Source organism: Nonomuraea sp. NPDC049624 (genome assembly GCF_040675255.1).
In the GTDB taxonomy this organism is placed as follows: Bacteria; Actinomycetota; Actinomycetes; order Streptosporangiales; family Streptosporangiaceae; genus Nonomuraea.
Genome location: NZ_JBFAOR010000009.1, coordinates 364,469 through 388,106, shown reverse-complemented (window position 1 = coordinate 388,106; position 23,638 = coordinate 364,469). Strand labels below are relative to the sequence as shown.

The following is a 23,638-nucleotide window of genomic DNA, read 5'->3' as shown; positions in this document are numbered from 1 at the left end:
CTGGCGAGCATGAAGGCTCTGGTGCTGTCCGGCGGGTCCGGCACCCGCATGCGTCCCTTGAGCCACTCCATGCCGAAGCAGCTCATCCCGATCGCCAACAAACCGGTCCTGGAGCACGTGCTGGAGAGCCTGCGCGCGCTCGGCGTGACCGAGATCGGCCTCGTGGTCGGCGACAGGGAGGCGCAGATCGCCGAGGTCGTCGGCGACGGCTCGCGGTTCGGGACGCGCGTCACCTACATCCGCCAGCTCCGCCCGCTGGGGCTGGCCCACTGCGTCAAGCTGGCGCGACCCTTCCTCGGCGGCGACGACTTCGTCATGTACCTCGGCGACTGCGTCCTGGCCGACGGCATCGGCCCGATCGCCGAGGAGTTCCACGCGTTGCGCCCGGCCGCCCAGATCGTGGTGCACCGGGTGGCCGACCCCCGGCCGTTCGGCGTCGTCGAGACCGACGAGACCGGCGCGGTGCTGCGGGTGGTGGAGAAGCCGGAGCAGCCGCGCAGCGACCTGGTCATGACCGGCGTCTACTTCTTCACCCCGGCCGTCCACGAGGCGGTGGACCGCATCGTCCCCGGACGGCGGGGCGAGCTGGAGATCACCGACGCCGTCCAGTGGCTGCTGACCTCCGGCCAGGAGGTGCGGGCGAGCCTCTACCGCGGCTACTGGAGCGACGCCGGCCGCGTGGATGACGTCCTGGAGTGCAACCGGCGGCTGCTGGCCCGGCTCGCCCGCGACATCGCCGGCCACGTGGACGCCGCCAGCCTGGTGCGCGGCGACGTCGTGCTCGGCCCCGGCGCGCGGGTGGTGGCCTCCGTCGTCGAGGGACCGGCGATCATCGGCCCGGACACCCTGATCGTGGACAGCCACATCGGGCCCGGCACCTCCATCGGACGCGACTGCGTGGTGCGCTCCACCCGCCTGTCCGACTCCATCGTGCTCGACGGCGCCTCCATCGTGGCCGCCAGCGGCCTGCGCGGCTCGCTCATCGGGCGCTACACCACCGTCGCTCCCGGCCGCAGCGACCACCGTCTCGTGGTCGGCGACCACACGCGGATCGAGCTGACCACATGAACCCAGGGAACAAGGAGTGAGGACGTGACCGACGACGGCGCCCCGCGCGCGGGGCGGAAAGAGTGGCTCGGGCTGGTGGCGCTGTTCCTGCCCACGATGCTCGTGGCCCTGGACATCAGCGTGCTGTTCCTGGCCTTGCCGCACCTCAGCGCCGACCTGGGCGCGGACGCCACCCAGCAACTGTGGATCACCGACATCTACGGCTTCATGACCGCCGGCTTCCTGGTCACCATGGGCTCGCTCGGCGACCGGATCGGCCGCCGGCGGCTGCTGCTGGCCGGGGGCGCGGCCTTCGGCCTGCTCTCGCTCCTGGCCGCCTTCTCCACCAGCCCCGAGATGCTGATCGTGGCCCGCGCGCTGCTCGGCGTCGCCGGGGCCACGCTGCTGCCCTCGACGCTGTCCCTGATCGGCGTCATGTTCCGCGACCCCCGGCAGTTCGGCCTGGCCATGGCCGCCTGGGGCACGGCGTTCATGCTGGGCATCGCGCTTGGCCCGGTGGTCGGCGGCGCGCTGCTGGAGCGCTTCTGGTGGGGGTCGGTCTTCCTGATGGGCGTGCCGGTCATGCTCCTGCTGCTGGCCGCGGCCCCGCTGCTGCCGGAGTTCCGCGATCCCGCCGGCGGCCGGATCGACCTGGTCAGCGTCGTGCTGTCGCTGGCGGCGATCCTGCCGGTGATCTACGGGCTCAAGGCGGTCGCCCGCGACGGCTGGGGCGCCGGTCCGGCCGTCGCCGTCGCCGCCGGGCTGCTGGTGGGGGCGGTGTTCGTGCACCGGCAGCGCGCGCTGGCCCACCCGCTGCTGGACGTGCGGCTGTTCCGCCACCGCGCGTTCACCGCCGCGGTGCTGATCGGGCTGCTGTGCGGGGCGCTGCAGACCGGGACCGGGATGGAGGTCGCGCTGTTTCTGCAGACGGTCGAGGGCATGTCGCCGCTGGAGGCGGGGCTGTGGCTGCTGGGCCCGGCCGTCGCGCTCATCGTCTCGATCAACCTCACCCCGCGGCTGGCCGGCCGGGTGCGGCCGGCGTACCTGCTGGGCGGCGGGATGGTGATCGCGGTCGTCGGGCAGCTGCTGCTCACCCAGGTCGTCGTGGGCGCGGTGACCGCGCTGATCGTCTTCCTGGGCGTGTGCTACTTCGGCGTCGGGCCGGTCGGCGGCATGATCAACCAGGTGGCGATGAGCACCAGCCCGCCGGAGCAGGCCGGTTCGGCCGCCTCGCTGGTGGCCACCGGCGGCGAGTTCGGCGTCGCGCTCGGCGTCGCGACCCTGGGCAGCCTCGGCACCGCGGTCTACCGGGGCACGTTCACCCCGCCCGCCGGCACCCCGGCGCTCGCCCAGGACGGCATCACCGGCGCGGTCACCGTGGCCGGGCAGCTGCCCGCCGACCAGGGCGCGGCGCTGCTCGGCGCGGCCCGCGAGGCGTTCACCGCCGGGCTGCACGCGGTCGCGTGGGCGAGCGCCGCCCTGTGCGCTGTGCTGGCCGTGCTCGCGCTGGTCCGGCTGCGCGGCGTGGCGCCCTTCACCGGCGTGCACGACGGCCACCACCAGCCGGACCGCGAGCCCGCCCTGGTGGACTGAGCCCACGGGACCGAGCGCACGACACCGAGCGCACGACACCGAGCGCACGACACCGAGCGCACGAGAAGGCGGGCCCGGGGAACCGGGCCCGCCTTGGTCGTGCGCGGGTTCAGTCCAGGCCGAACCGGGCGCGGGACAGCTCCCGGTTGGCCAGGGCCGCCAGGTAGATCGCGAACCCGGCGTGGCTGTGCGTGGTGGACATGTCCCGCCAGATCCGCTCCATGCGCTGGCCGTCCCTGACCGCGCTGGATCCGGCCGTCGGGAACAGGCAGCCCTCCACGGCCCGCCAGGCCAGCCGGGCCACCTCGCGGCTGACGGTGGCCAGGCGCACGTCCCGCTCCCTGGTGAACGCCGCAGGCCCCGCCGCGCACGTCCGGCTCCACTGCTGGACGGCGTTCGTCATGGCCGCCTCGGCGGCGGCGAGCATGCCGGCGGCCTCGCCGTACCAGAACTGGTAGTCCGGGTCCTCGGCGCGGGTGGTGAAGGGCGGGAAGATGGTCGTCCTGGTCCGCATCAGCTCCTCGTAGGCGTCCAGGGCGCCCTGGGCCATGCCCAGCACGACGGCCGCGCTGCCGAGCAGCATGACGCTGAGCGGGCCGCCGCCGTACTCGGGGTTGCCGTGCAGGTCCCGGCCCGGGGTGCCGCCGGTGACGACGGCCTGGCTCAGGTGGATCGGCAGCGTGAGGTGGCCGGGGACGCGGCCGCCCTCCATGGCGATGCTGTGCGAGCCGCTGCCCTTCAGGCCGAGCTGGCCGCCCCAGTCGTCCAGCCGCCGCCACTGGTCGCGCGGCGCGACGAACAACATCGGCTGCCCGTCCACGACGACGTGGCCCATGAAGTGGGTGGCGTACGGGGCCCCCGAGCAGTAGCTCCAGGTGCCGTCGAGGAGCCACCCGCCCTCGCCGTCCGGACGGGCGGAGCCGCCGGGCGCGACCGTGGCCGGGCAGACGAAGTCCCCGCAGGCGAACAGCTCGCTCTGGGCCCGCTCGCCGAACAGCGTGGCCACCGCCAGCGTGTGCGCCGCGCCGAAGGAGTACATCCAGCCGGTGGACGGGCAGCCCCGCGCGAGCGTCATCGACACCCGCATGAAGGTCTCCACGCCGAACTCGTAGCCGCCGAAGCGGCGGGGGACCAGGATGCGGTAGAAGCCCGCCCTGGCGAACGCCTCGTGGGTGTCGGGTGCGTAGTAGGTGCGCCGCTCCGTCTCGGCCTGGCGCTCGACCAGGGCGGGCACCATGGCCTCGGCCCTGGCGACGATCTCGTCGGGGGTGAGCCCGGGCTCGGGCGGAGCCATGGGGGCGTGGGTGACGGCTGTCATGCTGCGCGAACCCTTCGTCTCGGGTTTTCCCTCAAGGCTCGCCCGGCGCCGGTGACCTTCGCATCTCCGTGCGTGCCCGGCAATCCCGCACGCCGGAAGATGCGCCCGTCAACCGGCGAATGGGACGTTCAGGGAGCAGTGTCTCGACTGACGTCCCGGGAGGACATGGTGTTGATGACAGGTGCTCCGGCGCGGGAAGACCTCGTCCGCCGCGCGACGGAGGCAGGCCCTGTCCTGCGCAGGAACGCGGCCTGGGCGGAGGAGAACCGCAGGCTGCACGAGGAGACGATCGAGGCGCTGGCCGAGGCCGGCGTCTTCAGGCTGCGGACGCCGCGCCGCTACGGCGGTTTCGAGGCGGACACGCGCACCCTGGTCGAGGTCGCCGCCGAGCTGGGCCGCGCCGACGGCGCGGCGGCGTGGACGGCCTCGGTCTATTGGATCCCGACCTGGATGGCGGCCCACTTCCCCGAGGCCGTCCAGGACGAGGTGTTCGCCACCCCCGACGTGCGCATCTGCGGCACGCTCAGCCCCACGGCGATGGCCGTGCGCGCCGAGGGCGGCATCGTGGTCAACGGCAAGTGGGGCTTCGTCAGCGGCGCCCACCACAGCCACTGGCAGGAGATCGTGGCCGTCGTCGTCGGCCCGGACAGCGAGCCCGAGCCGGTCATGGCGCTGGTGCCGATGAGCGACCTGACCGTCATCGACGACTGGCACACCTCCGGCCTGCGCGGCACCGGCAGCGTCAGCACCGTGGCCCAGGACCTGTTCGTCCCGGCCGCGCGGGTCATGCCGCTGGGCGCGATCCTCCAGGGACAGCACGCCGACGCCGCCAACGCCGGCTCCCCGATCTACCGCTCGCCGCTGCTGCCGGTGGCCGCCGCCTCCTCGGTCGGGACCGTGCTCGGCCTGGCCAAGGCCGCCCGCGAGGTCTTCTTCGAGCGGCTGCCCGACCGCAAGATCACCTACACCGGGTACGCCAGCCAGAGCGCCGCCCCGCTGACCCACCTCCAGGTCGCCGAGGCCACCTTCAAGATCGACCAGGCCGAGTTCCACGCCCACCGCCTGTCCGCCACCGTGGACGCCAAGGACGCCGGCTCCGCCCAGTGGACGATCGAAGAGCGCGTACGCGCCCGCGCCGACATGGGCGCCGTCTGCCGCCTGGCCAAGGAGGCCGTCGACATCCTGGCCACCGCCAGCGGCGGCTCCTCCATCTACAGCGACGTGCCCATCCAGCGCATCGCCCGCGACGTGCACGCCGTCAACCAGCACGCCCTCATGCACCCCAACACCAACGCCGAGCTGTACGGGCGGATTCTGTGCGGCCTCGAACCCGACACCCTCTACATCTGAAGGAGATCGCCATGACCACCGTGTCGGCCCCCGACCAGACCCTCGCCGTCGCCGCCCTGCCGCAGCAGATCATCGCCGCCTGGGCCGCCCACGACGCCGAGGCGTTCGCCGCCGTCTTCACCGAGGACGGCTCCATGATCCTGCCCGGCGTGTACCGCAAGGGCCAGGCCGAGATCCGCGCCTTCATGACCCACGCCTTCGCCGGGCCTTACCAGGGCACCCAGGTCACCGGGCAGCCCATCGACCTGCGCTTCCTCGCGGAGGACGTCTGCCTGCTGACCACCGAGGGCGGCGTGCTGGCGGCCGGCGAGAGCGCGGTCGCCCCCGAGCGCGCGGTCCGCGCCTCCTGGCTGGCCGTCCGCCGTGACGGGCAGTGGAAGCTGGCCGCCTACCAGAACAGCCCGCGTGACTGAGATGGCCGCTCACGTCGCACAGCGCGCGGTGGTGCTCGGCGGAGGCATGGCGGGGCTGCTGGCCGCGCGCGTGCTCGCCGAGCACTGCGCCGAGGTCCTGCTGGTGGACCGGGACACGCTGACCGGCGCGGCGGGCCCGCGCCGGGGCGTGCCGCACGGCTGCCACGCCCACGCCCTGCTGGCCCGCGGCCAGCAGATCCTGGACGAGCTGTTCCCCGGCCTCACCCAGCAGATGATCGACGACGGGGTGCCCGCCGGCGACCTCGCCACCAGCCTGCGCTGGTACTTCAACGGCCGCCGGCTGCGCCCGGCCCCCACCGGCCTGATCAGCGTCTCGGCCACCAGGCCCGTCCTGGAGGAGCAGGTCAGGAACCGCGTCTCGGCCCTGCCCAACGTGCGCTTCCTGGAGCGCACCGACATCCTCGGGCCGACCGCGACGCCGGCCCGCGACCGGGTCACCGGCGTCCGCGTGCGCGGGACGGACGGCGTCGAGCAGCACCTGGCCTGCGACCTGCTGGTGGACGCGACGGGCCGCGGCTCGCGCACCCCCGCCTGGCTCCAGGAGCTCGGCTTCCCCCGGCCGGACGAGGACCGCGTCAAGATCGGCCTGGCCTACACCACCCGCCACTTCCGCCTGCGCCGCGACCCCTACGGCGAGGACCTGTCGATCAACCCCGTCGCCTCGCCGGCGAACCCGCGCGGCGCGTTCTTCCCCAAACTGCCCGGCGACATGAGCATGCTCTCCCTCACCGGCATCCTGGGCGACCACCCGCCGGCCGATCTGGAGGGCTTCCTCGCCTTCGCCAAGTCCCTGCCCGTGCCCGACGTCTACGACGCCGTCCGCGACGCCGAACCGCTCGACGAGGGCGTCACCTTCACCTTCCCGGCCAGCGTGCGGCGCCGCTACGAGCGCCTGCCCGCCTTCCCCGACGGCCTGCTGGTGCTGGGCGACGGCGTGTGCAGCTTCAACCCGGTCTACGGCCAGGGCATGACCGTCGCCGCCATGGAGGCGATGATCCTGCGCGGGCACCTCCAGGCGGGCGCGGTGCCGCCGTGGCGGGCCTTCTTCCGGGACATCTCGCGGGTCATCGACGTCCCGTGGGACATCTCCGCCGGCGCCGACCTCGCCTTCCCCGGGGTGGAGGGGCGGCGTACCGCCAAGGTGCGCATCGGCAACGCCTACATGGCGCGCCTGCACGCAGCGGCGGCCCGCGATGGCGCGGTCACGGCCGCGTTCATGCGGGTGGCCGGGCTCGTGGACCCGCCGCAGACGCTCATGCGGCCCGCGCTCATGCTGCGGGTCCTGTGCCAGAGCGGCGGCGGCACCGCGCCGGCCGCCGCCCCCGAGCAGCGTCCGCAGGTGCCGCTGCTCAAGTCCTGACCCCGTCCGAACGACGAAAGGACGCCGGCGGATCCCCGCCGGCGTCCCTTTCGCCGGTACGGCTACCGCAGCGAGCGGGCGAACGCGCGGACGTCGCCCACCAGCAGCTCCGGCTGCTCCATGGCGGCGAAGTGGCCGCCCCGCTCGAATTCGGTCCAGTGGCTGATCGTCGGGATGTCCCGGTCGGCCAGCCGGCGCACCGGCACGAAGATGTCCCTGGGGAAGACCGCCACGCCCACGGGCACGGTGATGGGCGGCGGACGGTGGCCCTCGGCGGCCATCTTCAGCCCCGCCGCGCCCTCGTAGTAGAAGCGCGCCGACGACCCGGCGGTCGCGGTCAGCCAGTAGATCGACACGTTGGCCAGCATCCGATCCCGGTCCACGGCGTCCTCGGGCGACTTGTCGGAGTCCGTCCAGTCGTGGAACTTCTCCACGATCCAGGCGAGCTGCCCCACGGGCGAGTCGGTGAGCGCGTAGGCCAGCGTCTGCGGGCGGGTGGACTGCAGCTTCATGTAGCCCGACAGCTCCTCGTCGAACCGGGCCAGCCCGGCCAGCCGCCCCTGCTCGGCGGGCGTCAGGCCGGCCAGCTCGGCCGGGTCGCCCGAGGGGAAGGCCATCAGCATGTTGACGTGCGCGCCGATCACGTGCTCGGGGGCCAGCCTGGCCAGCTCCAGCGAGATCACCGCGCCCGCGTCGCCGCCCTGCGCCAGGTAGCGGTCGTAGCCCAGCCGGCGCATCAGCTCGGCCCACGCCAGCGCCACCCGGTACGGGTGCCAGCCCGCCTCCCTGGTGTGCCCCGAGAACCCGAACCCCGGGATCGACGGGATGACCAGGTGGAAGGCGTCGGCCGGGTCGCCGCCGTGCGCGCGGGGGTCGGTGAGCGGCCCGATCACGTCCAGGAACTCGGCGACCGAGCCCGGCCAGCCGTGCGTCAGCAGCAGCGGCACGGCCTGCGGCTCCGGCGAGCGCACGTGCAGGAAGTGCACGTCGGCGCCGTCGATCTCGGTCACGAACTGCGGGTGCCGGTTCAGCTCGGCCTCGGCCGCCCGCCAGTCGAAGCCGTGCCGCCAGTGGTCGGCCAGCTCCTTGAGGTAGCCCAGCGGCACGCCGCGCTCCCAGCCGGTGCCGGGCAGCTCGTCCGGCCAGCGGGTGGCGTCGATCCTTCGGTGCAGGTCGGCCAGGTCGGCCTCGGGGATGTCGATGCGGAATGGACGCATGGGTGGTCCGCCCTTCTCGTGTCAGGGGTGGGTCGAGCAGGTCAGCCGGTGCCGGTGCGCCGCAGCTCCTCGAAGGAGGACAGGTCGGGCACCGTCCAGCCGTCCAGGTCGTACTCGCCGAGGCAGCGGTCGACGAAGGCCGCGTACTCGTCGAGCTGGCCGCCGTTCATCTGCGAGAACAGCAGCTCGACCCGGGTGTTCTCGTGGTTGCCGCCGTAGTTGCGCTCGTAGAGCTCGTGGCGGCCGCCGAACTCCGAGCCGATCGCGTCCCACAGCAGCTTCATCACCTTGACGCGGCCCTCGGCGTCGGTGCCGTCCGAGCCGCGCAGGTATTTGTCCAGGTACGGGCGGATGTCGGGGTTCTTGAAGTCGGCCGCGCCGGAGTTGACGTAGATGAGCCCGCTGGCCACGTCCTGAAGGACGATCTCCTTGATCCGCGGGTAGCCGATCTGCATGAACCAGCGGTAGGCCAGGCCGTACTGCGGGTTGGGCAGCAGCGCGCCGTTGCGCCACTCCACCGGGTTGCGGGCGGCGGCGTCCGACAGTGCCCAGAACAGGTTGCGCCAGGCCAGCACCTCGCCGATCCGGGTCTGCACGCCGCGGAAGTCCTTGGTGCCGGTGATCTCCAGCGCCCTGACCAGCAGCCCGGCGATGAACTCCAGCTTGACCGCCAGCCGGGTGCAGCCGTGGAAGGTGAACCGCTCGGTGAAGCCCGACTGGCCGGTGAACAGCTGCGCCTTGCCCAGGTCGCCGTAGATGAACACGTTCTCCCAGGGGATGAGCACCTTGTCCAGGACGAGGATGCTGTCGTTCTCGTCCAGCCGGGAGGAGAGCGGGTAGTCGAACGGGCCGCCGGTCAGCGCCGCGTTCATGCCGTAGGACGGGCGGCAGATCAGCTTCAGGCCCTGCGCGTCCATCGGCACGGTGGCCACCAGCGCGAACTCGCGCTTCTTGACCGGCAGGCCGTAGTGGGCGATGAAGTTGTAGTGCGTCAGCGCCGAGCCGGTCGCCACCACCTTCGCGCCGCTCACCACGAGCCCCGCGTCGGTCTCCCGCTCGACGTGCACGTAGACGTCGTTGACCTCGTCCGGCGGCCGGTTGCGGTCGACCGGCGGGTGCACGATCGCGTGGTTCCAGAACAGCACCTTCTCCTGCGACTCGCGGTACCAGCGGCGGGCGTTGCCGTCGAAGGGCGCGTAGAAGCCGGCGTTGGCGCCGAGCGTGCCGAGGAAGGAGGCCTTGTAGTCGGGGCTGCGGCCCATCCAGCCGTAGCTCATCCTGGCCCACGTCGCGATGGCCCGCTGGTCGGCGACCAGGTCCTCGACCGTGCGCGGGGTGGTGAAGAAGCGGTGCGTGTAGCCCTCGCCGCCGCTGTCGGTGGGGCAGGTCAGCAGCTCACGGGTGCCGTCGGCGTGGAGGGCGTCGTAGAGCCTGGCGGTCATCCGCACCGGGTTGTGGAACGCCGGGTGCTCGGTGACGTCCTTGACACGGTCACCGTAGAGGTAGATCTCACGATCGTCACGCAGGCTCTCGACGTACTCGCTGCCCGTGAGCGGGCGGGTCTTCGGCGCGGCATCGGGCATCGGACATCTCCCTGGGCAGGCAGCACGGTGCATCCTCAGCGTGGCACCCGCGCCCGCGGCGGCCATCTCGCGATGTGCGCTGTTCCGCCGGCGCGGGCGCGGGCGGCATTCTGGAAGGTGCCCGTGCCCGCGCCCCGGTGTGACGATGACCGCGTGACGGAGCACCGCCTGTGGGCGCTGGCCCACCTGGGAACCCCGATGGCGATCCGGGTGGCCGCGACGCTGAGGATCGCCGACCGGCTCGCCAAGGCGCCGGCCACCGGCGCCGAACTCGCCCCCGCCGTGGGCGCCGACCCCGGCGTGCTGGAGCGCCTCATGCGCTACCTGGCCGCCAGGGGAGTGCTCGGCCGGGACGACGACGGCAGGTACACGCTGACCGCGCTCGGCGAGGAGCTGCGCGACGACCACCCGGCCGGGATGCGCGCCATGCTGGACATCGAGAGCTGGGAGGGCCGGGCCGAGCTGGCCTTCGCCCACCTGCTGCACAGCGTGCGCACCGGCGAGGCCGCCTTCCCCCGCCAGTTCGGCCGCTCGTTCTGGGAAGACCTGGCCGCCGACCCGGCCCGCGCCGCCGCGTTCGACGCGCGCATGGCCGCCGAGGTCCCCGGCCGGGCCCCCGCCATCGTGGCCGGCTACGACTGGGGGAGCCTCGGCCGGATCGTCGACGTCGGCGGCGGCGACGGATCCCTGCTCATCGCGCTGCTCACCGCCCACCCCGGGCTGCGCGGCACGGTCGTCGACCAGCCCGCCACCGCGCGGGCCGCCGCCGCGGCGCTGGCGGCCGCCGGCCTGTCCGGCCGCGGCGAGGCCGTGGCGGGCAGCTTCTTCGACCCGCTGCCGCCGGGCGCCGACGGCTACCTGCTGTCGTGGATCCTGCACGACTGGAGCGACGACGACGCCGCCGTCATCCTGGGCCGCTGCGCCGAGGCGGCCGGGCCGGACGGCTCGGTCTTCGTGGTGGAGGACTTCGGCCCCGACGGCGAGTCGCCGCGTACCGGGATGGACCTGCGCATGCTCGTCTACTACGGCGGCCGCGAGCGCGCCGTCGCCGACCTGCGGGCCCTGGCCGCGCGGTGCGGCCTGGAGGTCGCCTCCGTGCATCCGGCGGGCGCGCTGCGGATCGTCCGGCTGGTGGCACGCCCGTGAACCCCGCCGAGATCGTCGCCGCCCTGGTCGCCCCCGAGGGCCGCCGCGACCCCTACCCGCTGTACGAGCTGCTGCGCGCCCACGGCCCGGTCGTCCCGGTACGTCCCGGTCTCACGGTCGCCGTCGGGTACGCCGAGATCAACCGCGCGCTGCGCGACAACCGCCTCCGCGTCCAGGACGCCGCCGGGTACGACCACATCTATCCCGCCTGGCGCTCGCACTCCTCGCTGCGCGGCTACACCGACTCCATGCTGTACCGCAACCCGCCCGGCCACACCCAGACCCGGCGCCTGGTCAGCAGCGGCTTCACGCCCGCCCGGGTGGCCGGCATGCAGGAGTCGGTCGAGCGGATGGTCCACCGGCTGCTGGACCGGCTGGCCGACCTCGGCGCCGGCGGCACCCCCGTCGACTACATCGCCGAGTTCGCCTCCCGGCTGCCGATCGCCGTCATCAGCGCGCTCATCGGCGTGCCCGAGGACGACCAGAAGTGGTTCCGTCAGGTCGCCTCGGACCTGACGATCGCCCTGGAGGGCATCACCAACGTCTCCAGGCTGTCCATCGCCGACAAGGCCATGGACGAGCTGGCCGGCTACTTCGGCGAGCTGATCGACGACCGCCGCCGCCACCCCGCCGACGACATGCTGACCGCGCTCGTCCGCGCCCACGACGACGGCACCCGGCTCAGCCACGACGAGCTCGTGGGCAACCTCATGCTGCTGCTGACCGCCGGGTTCGAGACGACGAGCTTCCTGCTCGGGCACGGGCTGCGGCTGGCGTTCGAGCATCCGGGCCAGGCCGCGCGGCTGCGCGCGGAGCCGGGGTTCGCCACCGCGTACGTGGAGGAGGTCCTGCGGTTCGAGGCGCCCGTCCAGGCGACCAGCCGGTGGGCCGAGACGGCGACCGACGTCTCGGGCGTCGTGGTGCCGGGCGGGACGAAGGTCGTCCTCATGCTCGCCGCCGGCAACCGGGATCCGCGCCGCTTCCCCGACCCGGACCGCTTCGACCCGGACCGTCCGGACGTCCAGCCGCTCAGCTTCGGCGCCGGGCCGCACTTCTGCCTGGGGGCGCCGCTGTCGCGCATGGAGGCCCGCATCGCGCTGCCGCTGCTCCTGCGGCGTTTCCCGGCGCTGTCCGCGGCCGAGCCGCCGGACCACCGCGACCGCTGGGTGGGCCGCGGCCTCCACCGCTTCCTCGTCACCACCTCCTGACCTCCAGACGCCCGCAGGGCGCCGTGCGGGCGTCAGGCGGCGGTCACGCCTGGACGCGCACCCGCCGGGCCGCCGCCAAGGAGGCCGCCACGAGAACGGTGAGCACGCTCCAGTACAGGAAACCGCCCACACCGGTCACGAGCAGATTCTCGGCCAGATACACCAGGCCGGGAACCAGGAAGACGGCGGCGGCCAGCGCCCAGCGGCCGTCCCGGGCAACCAGCGTGGCGGCCAGCACCAGCAGCAGGACCACCACCTCGACGCCGGCCCGCGCGACGACCCAGACCGGCTCGTACGCCGGCACCCGCGCGAGCTGCAAGGCCCAGCAGACCGGCGGGACGACCAGCCACCACGGCGACCGGGCCGGCATCGTCGCGCCCCACCGTCGGCCCTCCCCCGGCGCGCGGCCCACCCCGGCCCGCCGGACGGCGAGCACCGCCGTCGCGGCCGCGACCACCCAGTAGGGCGCGACCGGCGCGAGGTCGCCGTACAGCGGGCCGACGTCGACCACCGGGCCGTGGAGCCACCCCAGGACGATGGGCCAGCTCGTCAGCAGCGCGGCGATCGCCGCGAGAGGAGCCGCGACCCGCGTCCATCCCCGCACGAGCGCCACCGTCAGGACGACCCCGAGCACGGTCCACACCTTGTACGTGAGGTAGGGCAGGACGGGCAGCTGCGCGACGGTGACGACCGCCACGGCCAGCGCGCCGAGGTGCAGGCCGTCGGCCCACCCCGGCACCCCGCCCGCCCGGGCGGCCCGCACGCGCACGCTGAACTCGCCCGCCAGCAGAGACAGCGTCTCGCGGAGCGCCGGCCGCCGGGCCCCGGCCGGGCGGTCGCAGGACGAGCGCGGCGGCGCGCCGCAACCTGGCTGCTTCCGCACAGTCGGCCCCCTTCCCTGCGCTGCTCACTGAGAGCCTGCCGCAAATGTCGCACAGGTGGATCGATCTCTCAATGCCGGCCGGTTGGCGACGTGGCTCATAACGGTTCACGCCGGTTCGTCCAAGTAGGGGTGTGGCATTCAGAACTTTGCGAACAGGATTGGTGACCGCCGTACTGGCCGGTTCCCTGGGGGCCGTCACGGCTCAGGAACCCTCACTCGCCGCGGCCCCGACAGGGTCCGGGCCGGTCGTGTCGGGCAGCGTGACGCTCCTGACCGGGGACAAGGTGACGGTCAGCGGCCGGGGCCACCGGGTGGAGAGCGCCCCCGGACGGCAGGTCCGCTACTCGACGCAGTTCCGCGACGGACACCTCCACGTGATCCCCTCGGACGCGCTCCCGCTCCTCAGCGAGGGACTGCTCGACGAGCGGCTCTTCGACGTCACCCAGCTTCTCGCATGGAGGTACGGCGACGCCGACACGGACGAGATCCCCCTGATCAGTCAGACCCCGGGGCAGCAGCCGGCCCCGACGCTGACCGGGACCCGCCTGACCCGCAAGCTCGACGACCTCGGCGCGGCGGCCGTGCGGGTGCCGAAGAGCACCGCCGCGCGGACGTGGCGGAACCTGGTGAGCGGGAGCCGTACGCCGGCCGCGGGCAAGGGCAGGATCTGGCTCGACGGGCGCCGCTCCTTCTCGCTGGACCGCAGCACCGCGCAGATCGGCGCGACCGAGGCGTGGAAGCAGGGGTTCACCGGCCAGGGCGTCACGGTGGCCGTGCTCGACAGCGGCTACGACGCCGGTCATCCCGATCTCAAGGGCGTCGTCACCCAGGAGCGCAACTTCTCCGACGAGCCGGACATGACCGACCGCGTCGGCCACGGCACGCACGTCTCCTCGATCGTCGCCGGGGCCGGGGAGAAGTACCGAGGCGTCGCGCCGGGGGCCCGCATCGCCATGGGGAAGGTGGGCGGCGTGGACGGCATCACCGACTCGGCGTTGCTGGCCGGCATGGAGTGGGCCGCCACCGAGGTCCGCGCCAAGGTCGTCAACATGAGCCTCGGCACGGTGGACGAACCCGGCGACGACCCCGTCGAGCAGGCGATCAACACCCTGTCGGAACGGACGGGCACGCTCTTCGTGGTGGCGGCCGGCAACGGCGGCGGCGAAGGGTCCGTGACCAGCCCGTCCACCGCGGACGCCGCGCTCTCCGTGGGCGCCGTCGACCGGTCGGACCGGGTGGCCGCGTTCTCCGACAGGGGCCCCAGAACGGGCGACCACGCGATCAAGCCCGAGATCACCGCCCCGGGCGTGGACATCGTCGCCGCCGCGGCCGAGGGCACCGCCGACGGGCCCCATGTGGCGCACAGCGGGACGTCCATGGCCGCGCCGCACGTGAGCGGCGCGGCGGCGATCCTCGCCCAGCGACACCCCGGCTGGACCGGGCAGCAGCTCAAGGCCGCGCTGGTCGACAGCGCCAGGCCCACCAGCGGCACCGGCCTCTACGAGCAGGGCGCCGGGCGGGTGGACGTGCCCCGCGCCCTGGCGCAGCCGGTGGTCGCCTCACCCGCCACCGTCTGGGCCGCCTTCCCGTGGCAGCACACCGGTGGCGACCGGGCGACCCGGACGATCACCTACACCAACGACGGGGACGCCCCCGTCACCCTGAACCTCACGACCGACACCGACGTGCTGAAGCTGCCGCAGGACAAGCTGGAGGTCCCGGCCGGCGGGCAGGCGTCCCTCACCCTCACCGTCGACGTCACCGGCAAGCCCGCCGGCGACTACCCGGGCGTGCTCACCGCCGCCTCCGGCGACACGATCCTCCGTACGCCGGCGGGCGCGTACGTGGAACCGGAGTCCCACGACGTCACCGTCAGCACGGTCGCCAGGTCGGGCGCCGCGCCCGGCGTGGTGTTCGGAATGGTCTACGACCAGGCGAGCGGCGCCCAGCGGATCCTCAACTTCCGCGGCGGGATGGCGAAGGCACGGCTCCCGAAGGGCGCCTGGAACCTCTACACCGAGATCTACGACTTCGACCCCGTCGTCCTGACGACCGGACACCGGCCGCTCACGGTCGGCGACGGCGACCTGAGCGTCACGGTCGACGCGCGCGAGGGCAAGCGGATCCGGTTCGCCGTGGACGACCCCACCGCCGCGGCCGACCAGGTGTTCGGCCTCTACCTGGCCAACGGTCCATGGCAGTACGGCTGGTACGCCTCCGGCCAGGACCCCAACGAGGGCAACTACGTCATTCCGGTCCGGCAACCCGGGCTCACCTACGAGTCCTGGACCGTCTGGCACAAGAAGGACACCGCGCCCAGCCCGTACCGCTACGACCTCGTCGACCGCCGCACCGGCGGCATCCCGGACGACCCCACCTATTCCGCCCGGGCCAGGGACCTGGTCAAGGCGTCCGAGACGTTCCGCTCCACGGGCGCGGCCGGCACGGGCACCATGTGGACGGGACCGCTGGACCCGGCCGGCCTCGGGGCGCTCACCCTGCCCACCAGGGACCTCCCGCTGCCCTCCGCCATGACGCACTACCGCAGCCCCGGGCTCGCCTGGTCCTCGGAGTTCCAGACGGGCGGTTCCCGGCAGATCGGCACCAGCCCGGTGCGCGAGCGCGCCTTCTCCGAGGTCTGGAACGCGGCGGTCGCCGGCCCGTCGTTCGCCACGCCCGGCGGCAGCCGTACCGGGGACACGCTGCGGTTCCTCGCGGGCCGGCTCTACACCGACGGCGTCGCGGGGCTGACCGGCATGGACGACACCGCCACCGGCACCCTGACCCTCTCCCGCGACGGCAGGCAGCTCGCCACCAGCGACATCGCCGGGTGCGCGCCGGGCGACAGCGACCGGTGCGCGCTGTCCGCGACGCTGCCGCAGGACGCCGGCACCTACACCCTCGCCGCGTCCTCGCGCAGGGACACGTCCGTGAACGCCCTGTCCACAGGGGTCGACGCCGTCTGGACGTTCCGCTCGGCCCGTACGGCGCAGGCCACGCCCCTGCCGCTGACGGCGGTCAGGTACGCGCCCAGGGGACTCGACACCGCGAACCGGGCCAGACCGGGGTCACGAACTCCGCTGTCGATCTGGACCGAACGCAACCCCGGCGCCCGCGGCGCCGCGGTGCGCACGGTCAAGCTGGAGTTCTCCACCGACGACGGTGCGACGTGGCAGCCCGTCAGCACCCGGGCGGCCGCCTCCGGCTGGACGGCGACCATCCCCAACCCGGGCTCGCCGGGGTTCGTCTCCCTGCGCGCGACGGTCAAGGACGCCGCCGGTGACGGCGTCACCCAGACGGTGACCCGCGCCTACGCGGTCGGCTGACCGGGCCCGGGCCGGGCGGCGGTGCCCGTGAGCCCGGCCGGGGCCGGCGCCCGGCCCGTGCCCCCCCCCGCGCCCCCCCCCAACCCCCGCCCCGGCGCCCCCCCCACCGAGCCCGGCCCCCCCCCCCCCCGGGCGCGGCCCCGCGCCCCGGGCCGCGGCCCGGCCCGCCCCCCCGGCCCCCGGGCCTCGCCCGGGGACGTGCCGCCGCGGCGCGCCCCCGGGCGGTCTCAGCCGGTCACGGTGAGGACGAGCTTGCCCCGGGTGCGGCCGGTCCGGAGGCGGGCGTGGGCCGTGCCGGCCTGCTCCAGCGGGAAGGTCTCCGCCACTTCTACGGCGACCTCGCCGGCGTCGATCAGGCCGGCGATCGTGGCCAGCGCCGCGCCGTCCGGCTCGACCAGGTACGGAGTGACGCGCACGCCGGCCGCCTCGGCGGCCTGGGCCAGTTCCGGGGACACCCCGGCCGTGAGGGTGACCAGCAGCCCACCGGGACGCAGCACCTTGAGCGATCGGGTGCTGGTCCGGTCATGGGCGTCGCCCACCAGGTCGATGACGACGTCGACGTCGGCGGCGGCGTCCTCGAAGCGGGTGGCGGTGTAGTCGATGGTCTCGTCGGCGCCGAGCTCCTTGAGCCAGGGGTGGCGCGCCGCACTGGCGGTGGCGATCACGTGGGCGCCCAGGTGCCGGGCGAACTGGACCGCGAAGTGACCGACCCCGCCGGCGGCGGCCGTGATCAGGACGCGCCGGCCGGCCCGCACGTGGGCGGCGTCGACCAGGGACTGCCAGGCGGTCAGCGCCGCCAGCGGCACGGCGGCCGCCTGCACGTGGTCGAGGGTGGACGGCTTGCGGGCCCACTGGCGGGCCGGTGCGGTCACGTACTCGGCGTAGCCGCCGGCGGCGCGCGGGAACCACGGCATGGCGTACACCTCGTCGCCGGGCGCCAGCGTGGTGACGCCGAAGCCGACCTCCTCGACGACACCGGAGACGTCCCAGCCCAGGATCAGCGGGAGCGTCTGCAGCCCCGCCATCCCCTGACCCTCGCGGGTCTTCCAGTCCACCGGGTTGACGCCGGCGGCGTGCACCCGCACCAGCACCTCGGTCGGCAACGGCTCGGGGCGCGCGACCTCCTCGACGGTCAGCACCTCCGGCCCGCCGAACTCCCTGACGGTGACAGCCCGCATGACGTGCTCGCTCATGTTCTTCTCCACTTCCTGTCCGCCAGGACGGCGGTCCCGGCAGTGGCTGGCTCAGCGGCGGCTGGCGCACGCGCGGCTGCTGCTGGAGTCCACCGACCTGAGCGTCGCCCGGATCGCCGCCGCCTGCGGCTTCGGCGACCCCGTCGCCCTGCGCAAGCACTTCCACACGTACCTGGGCCTGTCACCGCTGGCCTACCGTCGCGCCCACAACGCACCCGAGCCGACGACGGCACGGTGAGCGACTCAGCGGCGAGCCGGCGGGATGTTGTGGTTGAAGCGGAACATGTTGCCGGGGTCGTGGGCCGTCTTGACGGCGACCAGCCGCTCGTAGGCCTCCGGGGTGAACGCCTGGCGCACGTCCTCCGGGTCGGTGTGGGCGACGCCCGCCATGAAGTTGAGCGTGCGCGTCCCGCTGTTCCACGGGGCGAGCGTCCGGACGACCCGGTCCTGCCCGGCGTGTACGGCCTCGTCCGCGCCGATGCCGAGGACACCGGCGGAGTACACCTGGAACTGGTCGGGGGTGTGCGCGACCGCGTTCGGTAGGCGCGGCGGCCGGGCGAGGGCGCCGCCGAGATGACGGATCTCGATGCCGACCGCGCTGTCCGACCCGGGGCCCACCAGCGCCAGGATCGCCTCGACGGCGTCGTGGTCGAGGTGGGTGAGCCGGAAGTTGTCGATGTGGTACGAGCCGGGCGTCGGCGGATCGTTGTGGATGGTGCCGACCTCGGTGTACGGGATGTCGGCGACCGTGTCGAGCAGCGGCGTGGCGATCTCGCGCAGCGGCTTGACCAGCCGGGCGCCGTCCCGCGGCGAGCCGAGGTAGCTCAGACGCAGGTGCATGGCGAAACGCCCGCGCAACTCCTCGGGGACCTGGGGCACATCGGGCCAGGGCATCATGAGGAAGGAGGAGCTGAGCTCGTCGGGCACCTCGGTGACCCACGTGCGGTAGAAGTGCAGCACGTCACGGATCGACTCGGCCGGGAAGTACAGGCCGCCGCCGTAGATCCGCGACACCTCCACCAGATCCACCTCAAGTGCGGTGACCACGCCGAAGTTGCCCTTGCCGCCGCGCAACGCCCAGAACAGGTCGGTGTTCTCCTCCTCCGAGGCGGTGCGCAGCTCGCCGTCGGCGGTGACGACCTCGATGGAGCGGACGTGGTCGGCGGCGTAACCGTGGCGGCGGGACAGGACGCCGATGCCGCCGCCCAGCGTGTAGGAGACGGCGCCGACGAACGGCGCCGAGCCGTTCAGCGGGGCCAGGCCGTGCCGGGCGGCGGACCCGATGACCTCCCGCCACAGCACGCCCGCCTCCAGCCACGCGGTGCGGCGCCCGGGGTCGACCCGGTGGCCGTCCATGCGCCGCGTGGAGATGAGCACGGCCCCGTCGGCGGGCAGCCCCACGCCGTGGCCGGTGGCCTGTACGGCGACGCCCAGGCCGTGGTCGCGGGCGAAGCGCACCGCGGTCACCACGTCGTCGGCGCCCGCCGCGCCGACGATGACGGCCGGGTGGTGGACGACGGAGCGGTCGAAGCCCTCCGCCTCCTCGGCGTACCCCGGGTCGCCGGGGAGGAAGACCGGGCCCTTGACGCTGCCGGCGAGTCCCGTCACGGCCCCGGCGGTCAGCGCGGGGCCGGCCGTCGGCCGGATCTGCTCGATCACTGCATGTCCTTACGTGTCGTCGGTCGGGTGGCGTGTCGGCCGGTCCAGGTCAGCCCGTGGTGAACTCGAACGTCGGGTTGCGCCGGGCCCCCACCCGCTCCAGCGCCTCGGCCAGCAGGTGCACCTGGTCCAGGGAACTGCCGGCCGGGTAGAGCACCAGGTCGTCGACGCCCGCGTCCGACAAGGCGATCAGCTCCTTGAGCAGGCGCTCGTCGGAGTCGAGCGAGTCGGCGCGGACCGCCTCGTAGTACGGCGACTCCTTGGAGCCGTAGTAGTGGGCCACGTACTCGTCGGTGAGCTGGACGGCCTCGGGACCGCAGCAGAAGTAGCGGCCGGTGAGGATGTGCGGCTTGCCGGGCCGCCCGGCCGTGGCCCAGGCCTCCGTGACGCCCTGCACGCCCTTCACCAGCAGGTCCAGGCTCAGCGTCGGCGCCACCCAGCCGTCGCCGAAACGGGCGGCGCGGGCGTAGCCCACCGGGATCAGGCCACCGATGAGCAGCTTGGGACGGCCCTTGCCGGGCAGCGGGGTGGGGCCGGAGATGCTGGTGACCTCCCCGTCCCAGACGCGGCGCAGCTCGGTCAGGGTCTCGTCGAAGATCCTGCCGTGGCCCTTGTCGGGAGCGCCGCTGAGGGTGAAGTCGTCCGGCCAGCCCCCGATGCCCAGGCCCGCCGTGAGCCGGCCCTGCGAGATCAGGTCGACGGTGGCGAGCTGCTTGGCGAACAGGATCGGGTTGCCCCGCCATCCGACGTTCAGCACGCTGGTGAACAGCTGGACGCGCTCGGTCACCGCCGCGGCGACGCCGAGGGAGACCAGCGGGTCAAGGATGTCGTAGACCAGGCGGTCGATGGATCCCAGGGAGTGGAAGCCGAGGCGCTCGCTGTCCTCCGCCCACTGCTTGACCTCCCGCGCAGGACGTCCGGGAACGGCGTTCGGCAGACCGATTCCAATATTCACGAGCACTCCGTCTCAAGATCTCACTCCGGCACAACGATGCGGACAGTCCGTTTCCGGCCGTCCTCATGCGCCCCCGTGGCGCACAGCCATGACGCTATTCAGGAAGATCGGCATCGGTCTTGTACGGATCGGACACGAGGGCGGGCACGCCCGACGGGTGTAGCCTAACTTTAGGGCTAAACTCGAAGGAGGAATGAGCATGACGCGCACGATCGTGGTCAGCGGCGGCGGCACCGGCATCGGCAGAGCGGTGGCGGCCCGCTTCGCGGCCGACGGGGACCAGGTGGTGATCATCGGCCGTCGCGCCGACGTGCTGGAGAAGACGGCGCCGAGATCGGCGCCCTCGCCCTGCCCGCCGACCTCAGCGAGCCGGCCGACGTCGAACGGGTGCGCGGCGACCTGGCCGAACGGTTCGGCGGGATCGACGTCCTGGTCAACAACGCCGGCGGCAACGTCGAGGGGCGCGGCGGCGTCGGCGACCTCGCCGAGCGGTGGACGGCCAACTTCCGGGCCAACGTGCTGACCTCGGTGCTGCCCACCGAGGCGCTGCGCGACCTGCTCAATCCGGCCGGGCGGGTGGTGTTCCTCAGCTCGATCGCGGCCCTGCGGGGCTCGGGCGGCACGTCGTACGGGCCGATGAAGGCAGCGCTGCACCCGTACGCCTACGATCTCGCCGCCGCTCTCGGGCCGCGCGGCATCACGGTGAACGTGGTCGCGCCGGGGTTCATCGAGGACACCGAGTTCTTCGGCGGCGCTCTTGACGACGACCGCCGCGCCACCCTCGTCGCCCAGACCTGCACCGGCCGCGCCGGGACGCCGGGAGACGTCGCCGAGACCGTCCACTGGCTCGCCTCGCCCGGCGGCGGTCATGTCACCGCCCAGGTCGTCCAGGTCAACGGCGGCGCCGAACGTGGCCGCTGACCTGCCCCGCGACGGAGCCGACGCGATCCAGGACGCCTGGCGGCGTGAGCTGCCGGGCGTCCCGGTGGAGTCGATCGGGGTCATCACCCGGATCTGGTGGGCCGCCAAGGTCTTCGGCGACGAGCGCCGCCGCCTGCTCGCCCGCCTCGGCGTGGACGTCGCCACGCTGGACCTGCTGTCCACCCTGCGCCGTTCCGGGCCGCCGTACCGGATGAGCCCCGGCGCGCTGGCCGAGGCGTGCATGGTGACGCGCGGCGCGATCACCCAGCGCGTGGAGCGGGCCGTCGCGGCGGGACTGGTCGAACGGACCACCGCCGGAACGGGTTACCACACCCGCGCGGTCACCCTCACCGAGGCCGGCCACGCCCTGCTCGACCGCGTCGTGGCCGGTCTGCTCACCGCAGAGGACCGCCTCCTCGGCCACCTGCCGCTCCAGCGCCGCGAGCAGCTCGCCGACCTCCTGCGCGAACTCCTGGCCGGGTTCGGCGGCCCCGAGCCGACCGGCCAGGTAGGCGACTGACTCCCGGACGGCGGCAGGTCCCGAGCAACGAGGCACTACCTAGAGTCGCTGCCGAACGGAACCCTCGGGAAGCCCGTCGTCCCCGGCGATCCTCACTGCAAGAGCAGAGCGGCGTTGACCCTCACCTCGTAGACGTCGCGGTACGGGCTCGACCCACCCCCCACAGGCCACAGATAGGGCAGCGGCTGGGTCAGGTCGAAGGAGATGGTCGGGTTGGTCGGCTGGACGGTGTCGACCGGATAGATGGTCCACCGCGGCGTCTGGTCCGGCGTGCCCGTTCCCGGGCTGGGCTGGGAGCTGGGCTGGGAGCTGGGCTGGGGTACCGGATGGAAGGGCGGCGGGTCGATGTTGACGTAGGTCATGGTCGAACGCGGGCCCACGTTGGGGATGATGCCGCCGCCGCCTCCCCCTCCGCCGCCGGTGCCGCCGGTCGACCCGCCGCTCTGGGTGGCCTTGGCGGGCAGATAGTGACGGTCGCTGGGGCCGCCGTCGCACGGCTGCGCCGCCCTGGCCGGTGGGGGCGCCCCGTCGGCCGCCTTGAGGCGCAGCCCGAGCTCACCGGCGATCATCAGGGCGTAGTGACCCGCCAGCGCCTTCTGCCCCTCCTGGTTGGGATGCCCCGACTGCTGCGCCATGTTGAATTCGTCGCCTCCCTCGGCGGGGGTCCAGCTGATGCTGCGAACGTAAGGGGCCCTGCTCCCCAGCTCGTGGCCGGCGAAGGCGTTCGCGAGGTCCAGCACGTCGGCGGCGATCCCGTGGTCGGCCAGGACCTGCTGCGCCTTCTTGATGGAGGCGGTCAGCCGAGGTCCGAGAGCGCGGAGCGGCTCCAGGTCCGCCGAGGTCACCAGCCATCGCATCAGGCCTCCCGGTGTGAGACCCTGCGCCAGGGGCTGGGGATAGTTGACCATCATGATCCTCGCCTTGCCGCTGGTGGCGACGTTCATCGCCCGCACCAGCTGCACCAGACGCGCCGAGAGGGTCGTCGGCTGCGTCAGCGGGCGGACGAACGGCGGACGCGGCGGCTCCGAGTCCGCCCATTCCTGCGCGGAGGTGCGGGTGACGTCGAGCAGCGGCGCGACCTCCGCCACGATGCTGTCCCGGGAGCCGATGTTCTTCTGGAGCAGGGCCTTCAGCATGGGCCCGAAGCGGGCGTCGTTGCCGCCGAAGCCGGAGATCACCAGGTCGGTGGCGGCGTCCAGCCCTTCGTTCTGCGGCGGGTTGACGCGGCCGTGGTCGTTCTGGCCCACGAAGAAGTGCTCGGTGGCCGCGCCGGAGGAGGCGTTGAAGCGCACGTCGAAGAAGACCTCGGGGTTGGCGCGCCGCAGCAGGTCGATGGCCTGCAGGACCGCGGCGTTGGCCGAGCGGTGACGGAAGTCCTCGGCGTAGTCGGCCTCGGTGTGGCCCTCCGCCGGGATGCGGCCGCCGTTGGGCCCGGGAAGGAAGCGCATGGGTTCGGGGAGGAAGCCGCGCTTGTTGTAGTAGTTTCCCGCCCCCTCTCCCGACATGTACGAGTCGCCATTGATGACGATCTTCACGACCCGCTGCCCCGGCCGGGGGACGCCCTGGCGGAACTGGACGGGCTTGTCGTCCCCCCAGAACGGCGGCCCGCCCGGCCCGCCGCCCACCGGCGGGCAGGTGTCGGTCGGCGCGTACCGCTGAGCCAGGTACTCCAGGCCGCCGACGGCGGGCAGGTTCGCCAGCGATTCGGCGTCGTAGTCGTCGAGCAGCGGGACGTCGGTGATGGGGGCGGCGCTCGCGGGAGTGAAGCCGGAGCTCGCGACCAGAGCCATGGCCAGGGCCCCCGCGGTGAGGGCGCGGGGCAGGGGCCGCCGTAAGGATCTTCGGGTCATGCCGTCAACTATGAGCAACCCTCACGTGGCCTGCCTCCTGCTGAGGAACGAGCCCGCTTATCCGCCGACTGGCCG

The 23,638-nt window shown here is 73.5% G+C and carries 19 protein-coding genes and 1 pseudogene; 12 read left to right on the top strand and 8 right to left on the bottom strand.

The features are described 5' to 3' along the window. The first annotated feature begins 9 nt into the window (after positions 1 to 9). Together AB0J76_RS35630 and AB0J76_RS35625 are read left to right on the top strand one after the other, a co-directional pair. Positions 10 to 1,068: a glucose-1-phosphate thymidylyltransferase gene (locus AB0J76_RS35630; RefSeq protein WP_352325982.1), complete on the top strand. Its 1,059-nt coding sequence runs from the start codon at positions 10 to 12 to the stop codon at positions 1,066 to 1,068. A gap of 24 nt (positions 1,069 to 1,092) precedes the next feature. Then, positions 1,093 to 2,640, top strand: a complete 1,548-nt coding sequence (locus AB0J76_RS35625) for an MFS transporter (RefSeq protein WP_352325983.1) — start codon at positions 1,093 to 1,095, stop codon at positions 2,638 to 2,640. 109 nt (positions 2,641 to 2,749) lie between these two features. On the opposite strand, the gene AB0J76_RS35620 is transcribed toward AB0J76_RS35625, so the two are convergent. Next, the gene (locus AB0J76_RS35620) at positions 2,750 to 3,958 is read right to left on the bottom strand and encodes an acyl-CoA dehydrogenase family protein (protein WP_352325984.1); all 1,209 of its coding nucleotides are present in this window, start codon (positions 3,956 to 3,958) and stop codon (positions 2,750 to 2,752) included. Positions 3,959 to 4,132: 174 nt separating this feature from the next. On the opposite strand from AB0J76_RS35620, the gene AB0J76_RS35615 reads away from it, so the two are divergent. From AB0J76_RS35615 to AB0J76_RS35605, 3 genes are read left to right on the top strand one after another with little or no spacing between them, the layout of a single operon-like run. Next, positions 4,133 to 5,308: an acyl-CoA dehydrogenase family protein gene (locus AB0J76_RS35615; protein ID WP_352325985.1), complete on the top strand. Its 1,176-nt coding sequence runs from the start codon at positions 4,133 to 4,135 to the stop codon at positions 5,306 to 5,308. 11 nt (positions 5,309 to 5,319) lie between these two features. Beyond that, a complete protein-coding gene (locus tag AB0J76_RS35610; protein ID WP_352325986.1) occupies positions 5,320 to 5,721 on the top strand; it encodes an SgcJ/EcaC family oxidoreductase in 402 nt (133 codons plus the stop codon). A 1-nt stretch (position 5,722) separates the two neighbouring features. Further along, entirely contained in the window at positions 5,723 to 7,102 is a 1,380-nt protein-coding gene (locus AB0J76_RS35605) for an FAD-dependent oxidoreductase (RefSeq protein ID WP_364392240.1), read from the top strand. Positions 7,103 to 7,164: 62 nt separating this feature from the next. Here AB0J76_RS35605 and AB0J76_RS35600 read toward each other — a convergent pair whose 3' ends face one another. Both AB0J76_RS35600 and AB0J76_RS35595 read right to left on the bottom strand, forming a co-directional pair. Beyond that, positions 7,165 to 8,319 (bottom strand): epoxide hydrolase family protein, encoded by a 1,155-nt coding sequence (locus AB0J76_RS35600; protein WP_352359654.1) that lies wholly within the window; start codon positions 8,317 to 8,319, stop codon positions 7,165 to 7,167. 41 nt (positions 8,320 to 8,360) lie between these two features. After that, the gene (locus tag AB0J76_RS35595; protein ID WP_352330770.1) at positions 8,361 to 9,902 is read right to left on the bottom strand and encodes a 4-hydroxyphenylacetate 3-hydroxylase N-terminal domain-containing protein; all 1,542 of its coding nucleotides are present in this window, start codon (positions 9,900 to 9,902) and stop codon (positions 8,361 to 8,363) included. Between the two features lie 153 nt (positions 9,903 to 10,055). Between AB0J76_RS35595 and AB0J76_RS35590 the strand changes: the two genes are divergently transcribed. Then, positions 10,056 to 11,048 carry a methyltransferase gene (locus AB0J76_RS35590; protein ID WP_364392057.1) on the top strand — a complete coding sequence of 331 codons (993 nt, stop codon included), beginning with the start codon at positions 10,056 to 10,058 and terminating at the stop codon, positions 11,046 to 11,048. After that, the gene (locus AB0J76_RS35585) at positions 11,045 to 12,256 is read left to right on the top strand and encodes a cytochrome P450 (protein ID WP_352330584.1); all 1,212 of its coding nucleotides are present in this window, start codon (positions 11,045 to 11,047) and stop codon (positions 12,254 to 12,256) included. Before AB0J76_RS35590 ends, AB0J76_RS35585 begins: the two co-directional genes overlap by 4 nt. Before the next feature lie 43 nt (positions 12,257 to 12,299). On the opposite strand, the gene AB0J76_RS35580 is transcribed toward AB0J76_RS35585, so the two are convergent. Beyond that, entirely contained in the window at positions 12,300 to 13,139 is an 840-nt protein-coding gene (locus AB0J76_RS35580; protein WP_352330586.1) for a hypothetical protein, read from the bottom strand. A gap of 161 nt (positions 13,140 to 13,300) precedes the next feature. Here AB0J76_RS35580 and AB0J76_RS35575 point away from each other — a divergent pair, with 161 nt between their 5' ends. Further along, the gene (locus tag AB0J76_RS35575; protein ID WP_364392053.1) at positions 13,301 to 16,465 is read left to right on the top strand and encodes a S8 family serine peptidase; all 3,165 of its coding nucleotides are present in this window, start codon (positions 13,301 to 13,303) and stop codon (positions 16,463 to 16,465) included. 227 nt (positions 16,466 to 16,692) lie between these two features. On the opposite strand, the gene AB0J76_RS35570 is transcribed toward AB0J76_RS35575, so the two are convergent. Continuing rightward, the gene (locus AB0J76_RS35570) at positions 16,693 to 17,658 is read right to left on the bottom strand and encodes an NADP-dependent oxidoreductase (protein WP_352327617.1); all 966 of its coding nucleotides are present in this window, start codon (positions 17,656 to 17,658) and stop codon (positions 16,693 to 16,695) included. Here AB0J76_RS35570 and AB0J76_RS35565 point away from each other — a divergent pair. Then, positions 17,657 to 17,896 (top strand): helix-turn-helix domain-containing protein, encoded by a 240-nt coding sequence (locus AB0J76_RS35565; protein WP_352327616.1) that lies wholly within the window; start codon positions 17,657 to 17,659, stop codon positions 17,894 to 17,896. The two genes, AB0J76_RS35570 and AB0J76_RS35565, sit on opposite strands and share 2 nt — an antisense overlap. 5 nt (positions 17,897 to 17,901) lie before the next feature. Here AB0J76_RS35565 and AB0J76_RS35560 read toward each other — a convergent pair whose 3' ends face one another. Together AB0J76_RS35560 and AB0J76_RS35555 are read right to left on the bottom strand one after the other, a co-directional pair. Beyond that, positions 17,902 to 19,317 carry an FAD-binding oxidoreductase gene (locus AB0J76_RS35560; protein WP_352327615.1) on the bottom strand — a complete coding sequence of 472 codons (1,416 nt, stop codon included), beginning with the start codon at positions 19,315 to 19,317 and terminating at the stop codon, positions 17,902 to 17,904. Positions 19,318 to 19,366: 49 nt separating this feature from the next. Continuing rightward, positions 19,367 to 20,272 (bottom strand): LLM class flavin-dependent oxidoreductase, encoded by a 906-nt coding sequence (locus AB0J76_RS35555; protein WP_352327614.1) that lies wholly within the window; start codon positions 20,270 to 20,272, stop codon positions 19,367 to 19,369. Positions 20,273 to 20,465: 193 nt separating this feature from the next. Between AB0J76_RS35555 and AB0J76_RS35550 the strand changes: the two are divergent. The 3 genes and pseudogenes from AB0J76_RS35550 to AB0J76_RS35540 all read left to right on the top strand — a co-directional run. Then, positions 20,466 to 20,543 (top strand): annotated as a pseudogene (locus AB0J76_RS35550) (hypothetical protein); the annotation flags it as partial. Positions 20,544 to 20,605: 62 nt separating this feature from the next. Further along, complete coding sequence (locus AB0J76_RS35545; RefSeq protein WP_352327618.1) at positions 20,606 to 21,193, top strand: SDR family oxidoreductase; 588 nt, start codon at positions 20,606 to 20,608, stop codon at positions 21,191 to 21,193. After that, positions 21,183 to 21,713 carry a MarR family winged helix-turn-helix transcriptional regulator gene (locus AB0J76_RS35540; RefSeq protein WP_352327613.1) on the top strand — a complete coding sequence of 177 codons (531 nt, stop codon included), beginning with the start codon at positions 21,183 to 21,185 and terminating at the stop codon, positions 21,711 to 21,713. The genes AB0J76_RS35545 and AB0J76_RS35540 overlap by 11 nt, the downstream gene beginning before the upstream one ends. A 92-nt stretch (positions 21,714 to 21,805) precedes the next feature. Here AB0J76_RS35540 and AB0J76_RS35535 read toward each other — a convergent pair whose 3' ends face one another. Continuing rightward, positions 21,806 to 23,563, bottom strand: coding sequence for a hypothetical protein (locus tag AB0J76_RS35535; protein WP_352327612.1), 1,758 nt, complete (start codon positions 23,561 to 23,563; stop codon positions 21,806 to 21,808). Positions 23,564 to 23,638 lie beyond the last annotated feature (75 nt).

Excerpts from the sequence above, each read along its gene's own strand:
- AB0J76_RS35630 (WP_352325982.1), top strand. The coding sequence starts at position 10 with ATGAAGGCTCTGGTGCTGTCCGGCGGGTCCGGCACCCGCATGCGTCCC.
- AB0J76_RS35620 (WP_352325984.1), bottom strand. The coding sequence starts at position 3,958 with ATGACAGCCGTCACCCACGCCCCCATGGCTCCGCCCGAGCCCGGGCTC.
- AB0J76_RS35615 (WP_352325985.1), top strand. The coding sequence starts at position 4,133 with ATGACAGGTGCTCCGGCGCGGGAAGACCTCGTCCGCCGCGCGACGGAG.
- AB0J76_RS35610 (WP_352325986.1), top strand. The coding sequence starts at position 5,320 with ATGACCACCGTGTCGGCCCCCGACCAGACCCTCGCCGTCGCCGCCCTG.
- AB0J76_RS35605 (WP_364392240.1), top strand. The coding sequence starts at position 5,723 with ATGGCCGCTCACGTCGCACAGCGCGCGGTGGTGCTCGGCGGAGGCATG.
- AB0J76_RS35600 (WP_352359654.1), bottom strand. The coding sequence starts at position 8,319 with ATGCGTCCATTCCGCATCGACATCCCCGAGGCCGACCTGGCCGACCTG.
- AB0J76_RS35595 (WP_352330770.1), bottom strand. The coding sequence starts at position 9,902 with ATGCCCGATGCCGCGCCGAAGACCCGCCCGCTCACGGGCAGCGAGTAC.
- AB0J76_RS35565 (WP_352327616.1), top strand. The coding sequence starts at position 17,657 with ATGTTCTTCTCCACTTCCTGTCCGCCAGGACGGCGGTCCCGGCAGTGG.
- AB0J76_RS35570 (WP_352327617.1), bottom strand. The coding sequence starts at position 17,658 with ATGAGCGAGCACGTCATGCGGGCTGTCACCGTCAGGGAGTTCGGCGGG.
- AB0J76_RS35535 (WP_352327612.1), bottom strand. The coding sequence starts at position 23,563 with ATGACCCGAAGATCCTTACGGCGGCCCCTGCCCCGCGCCCTCACCGCG.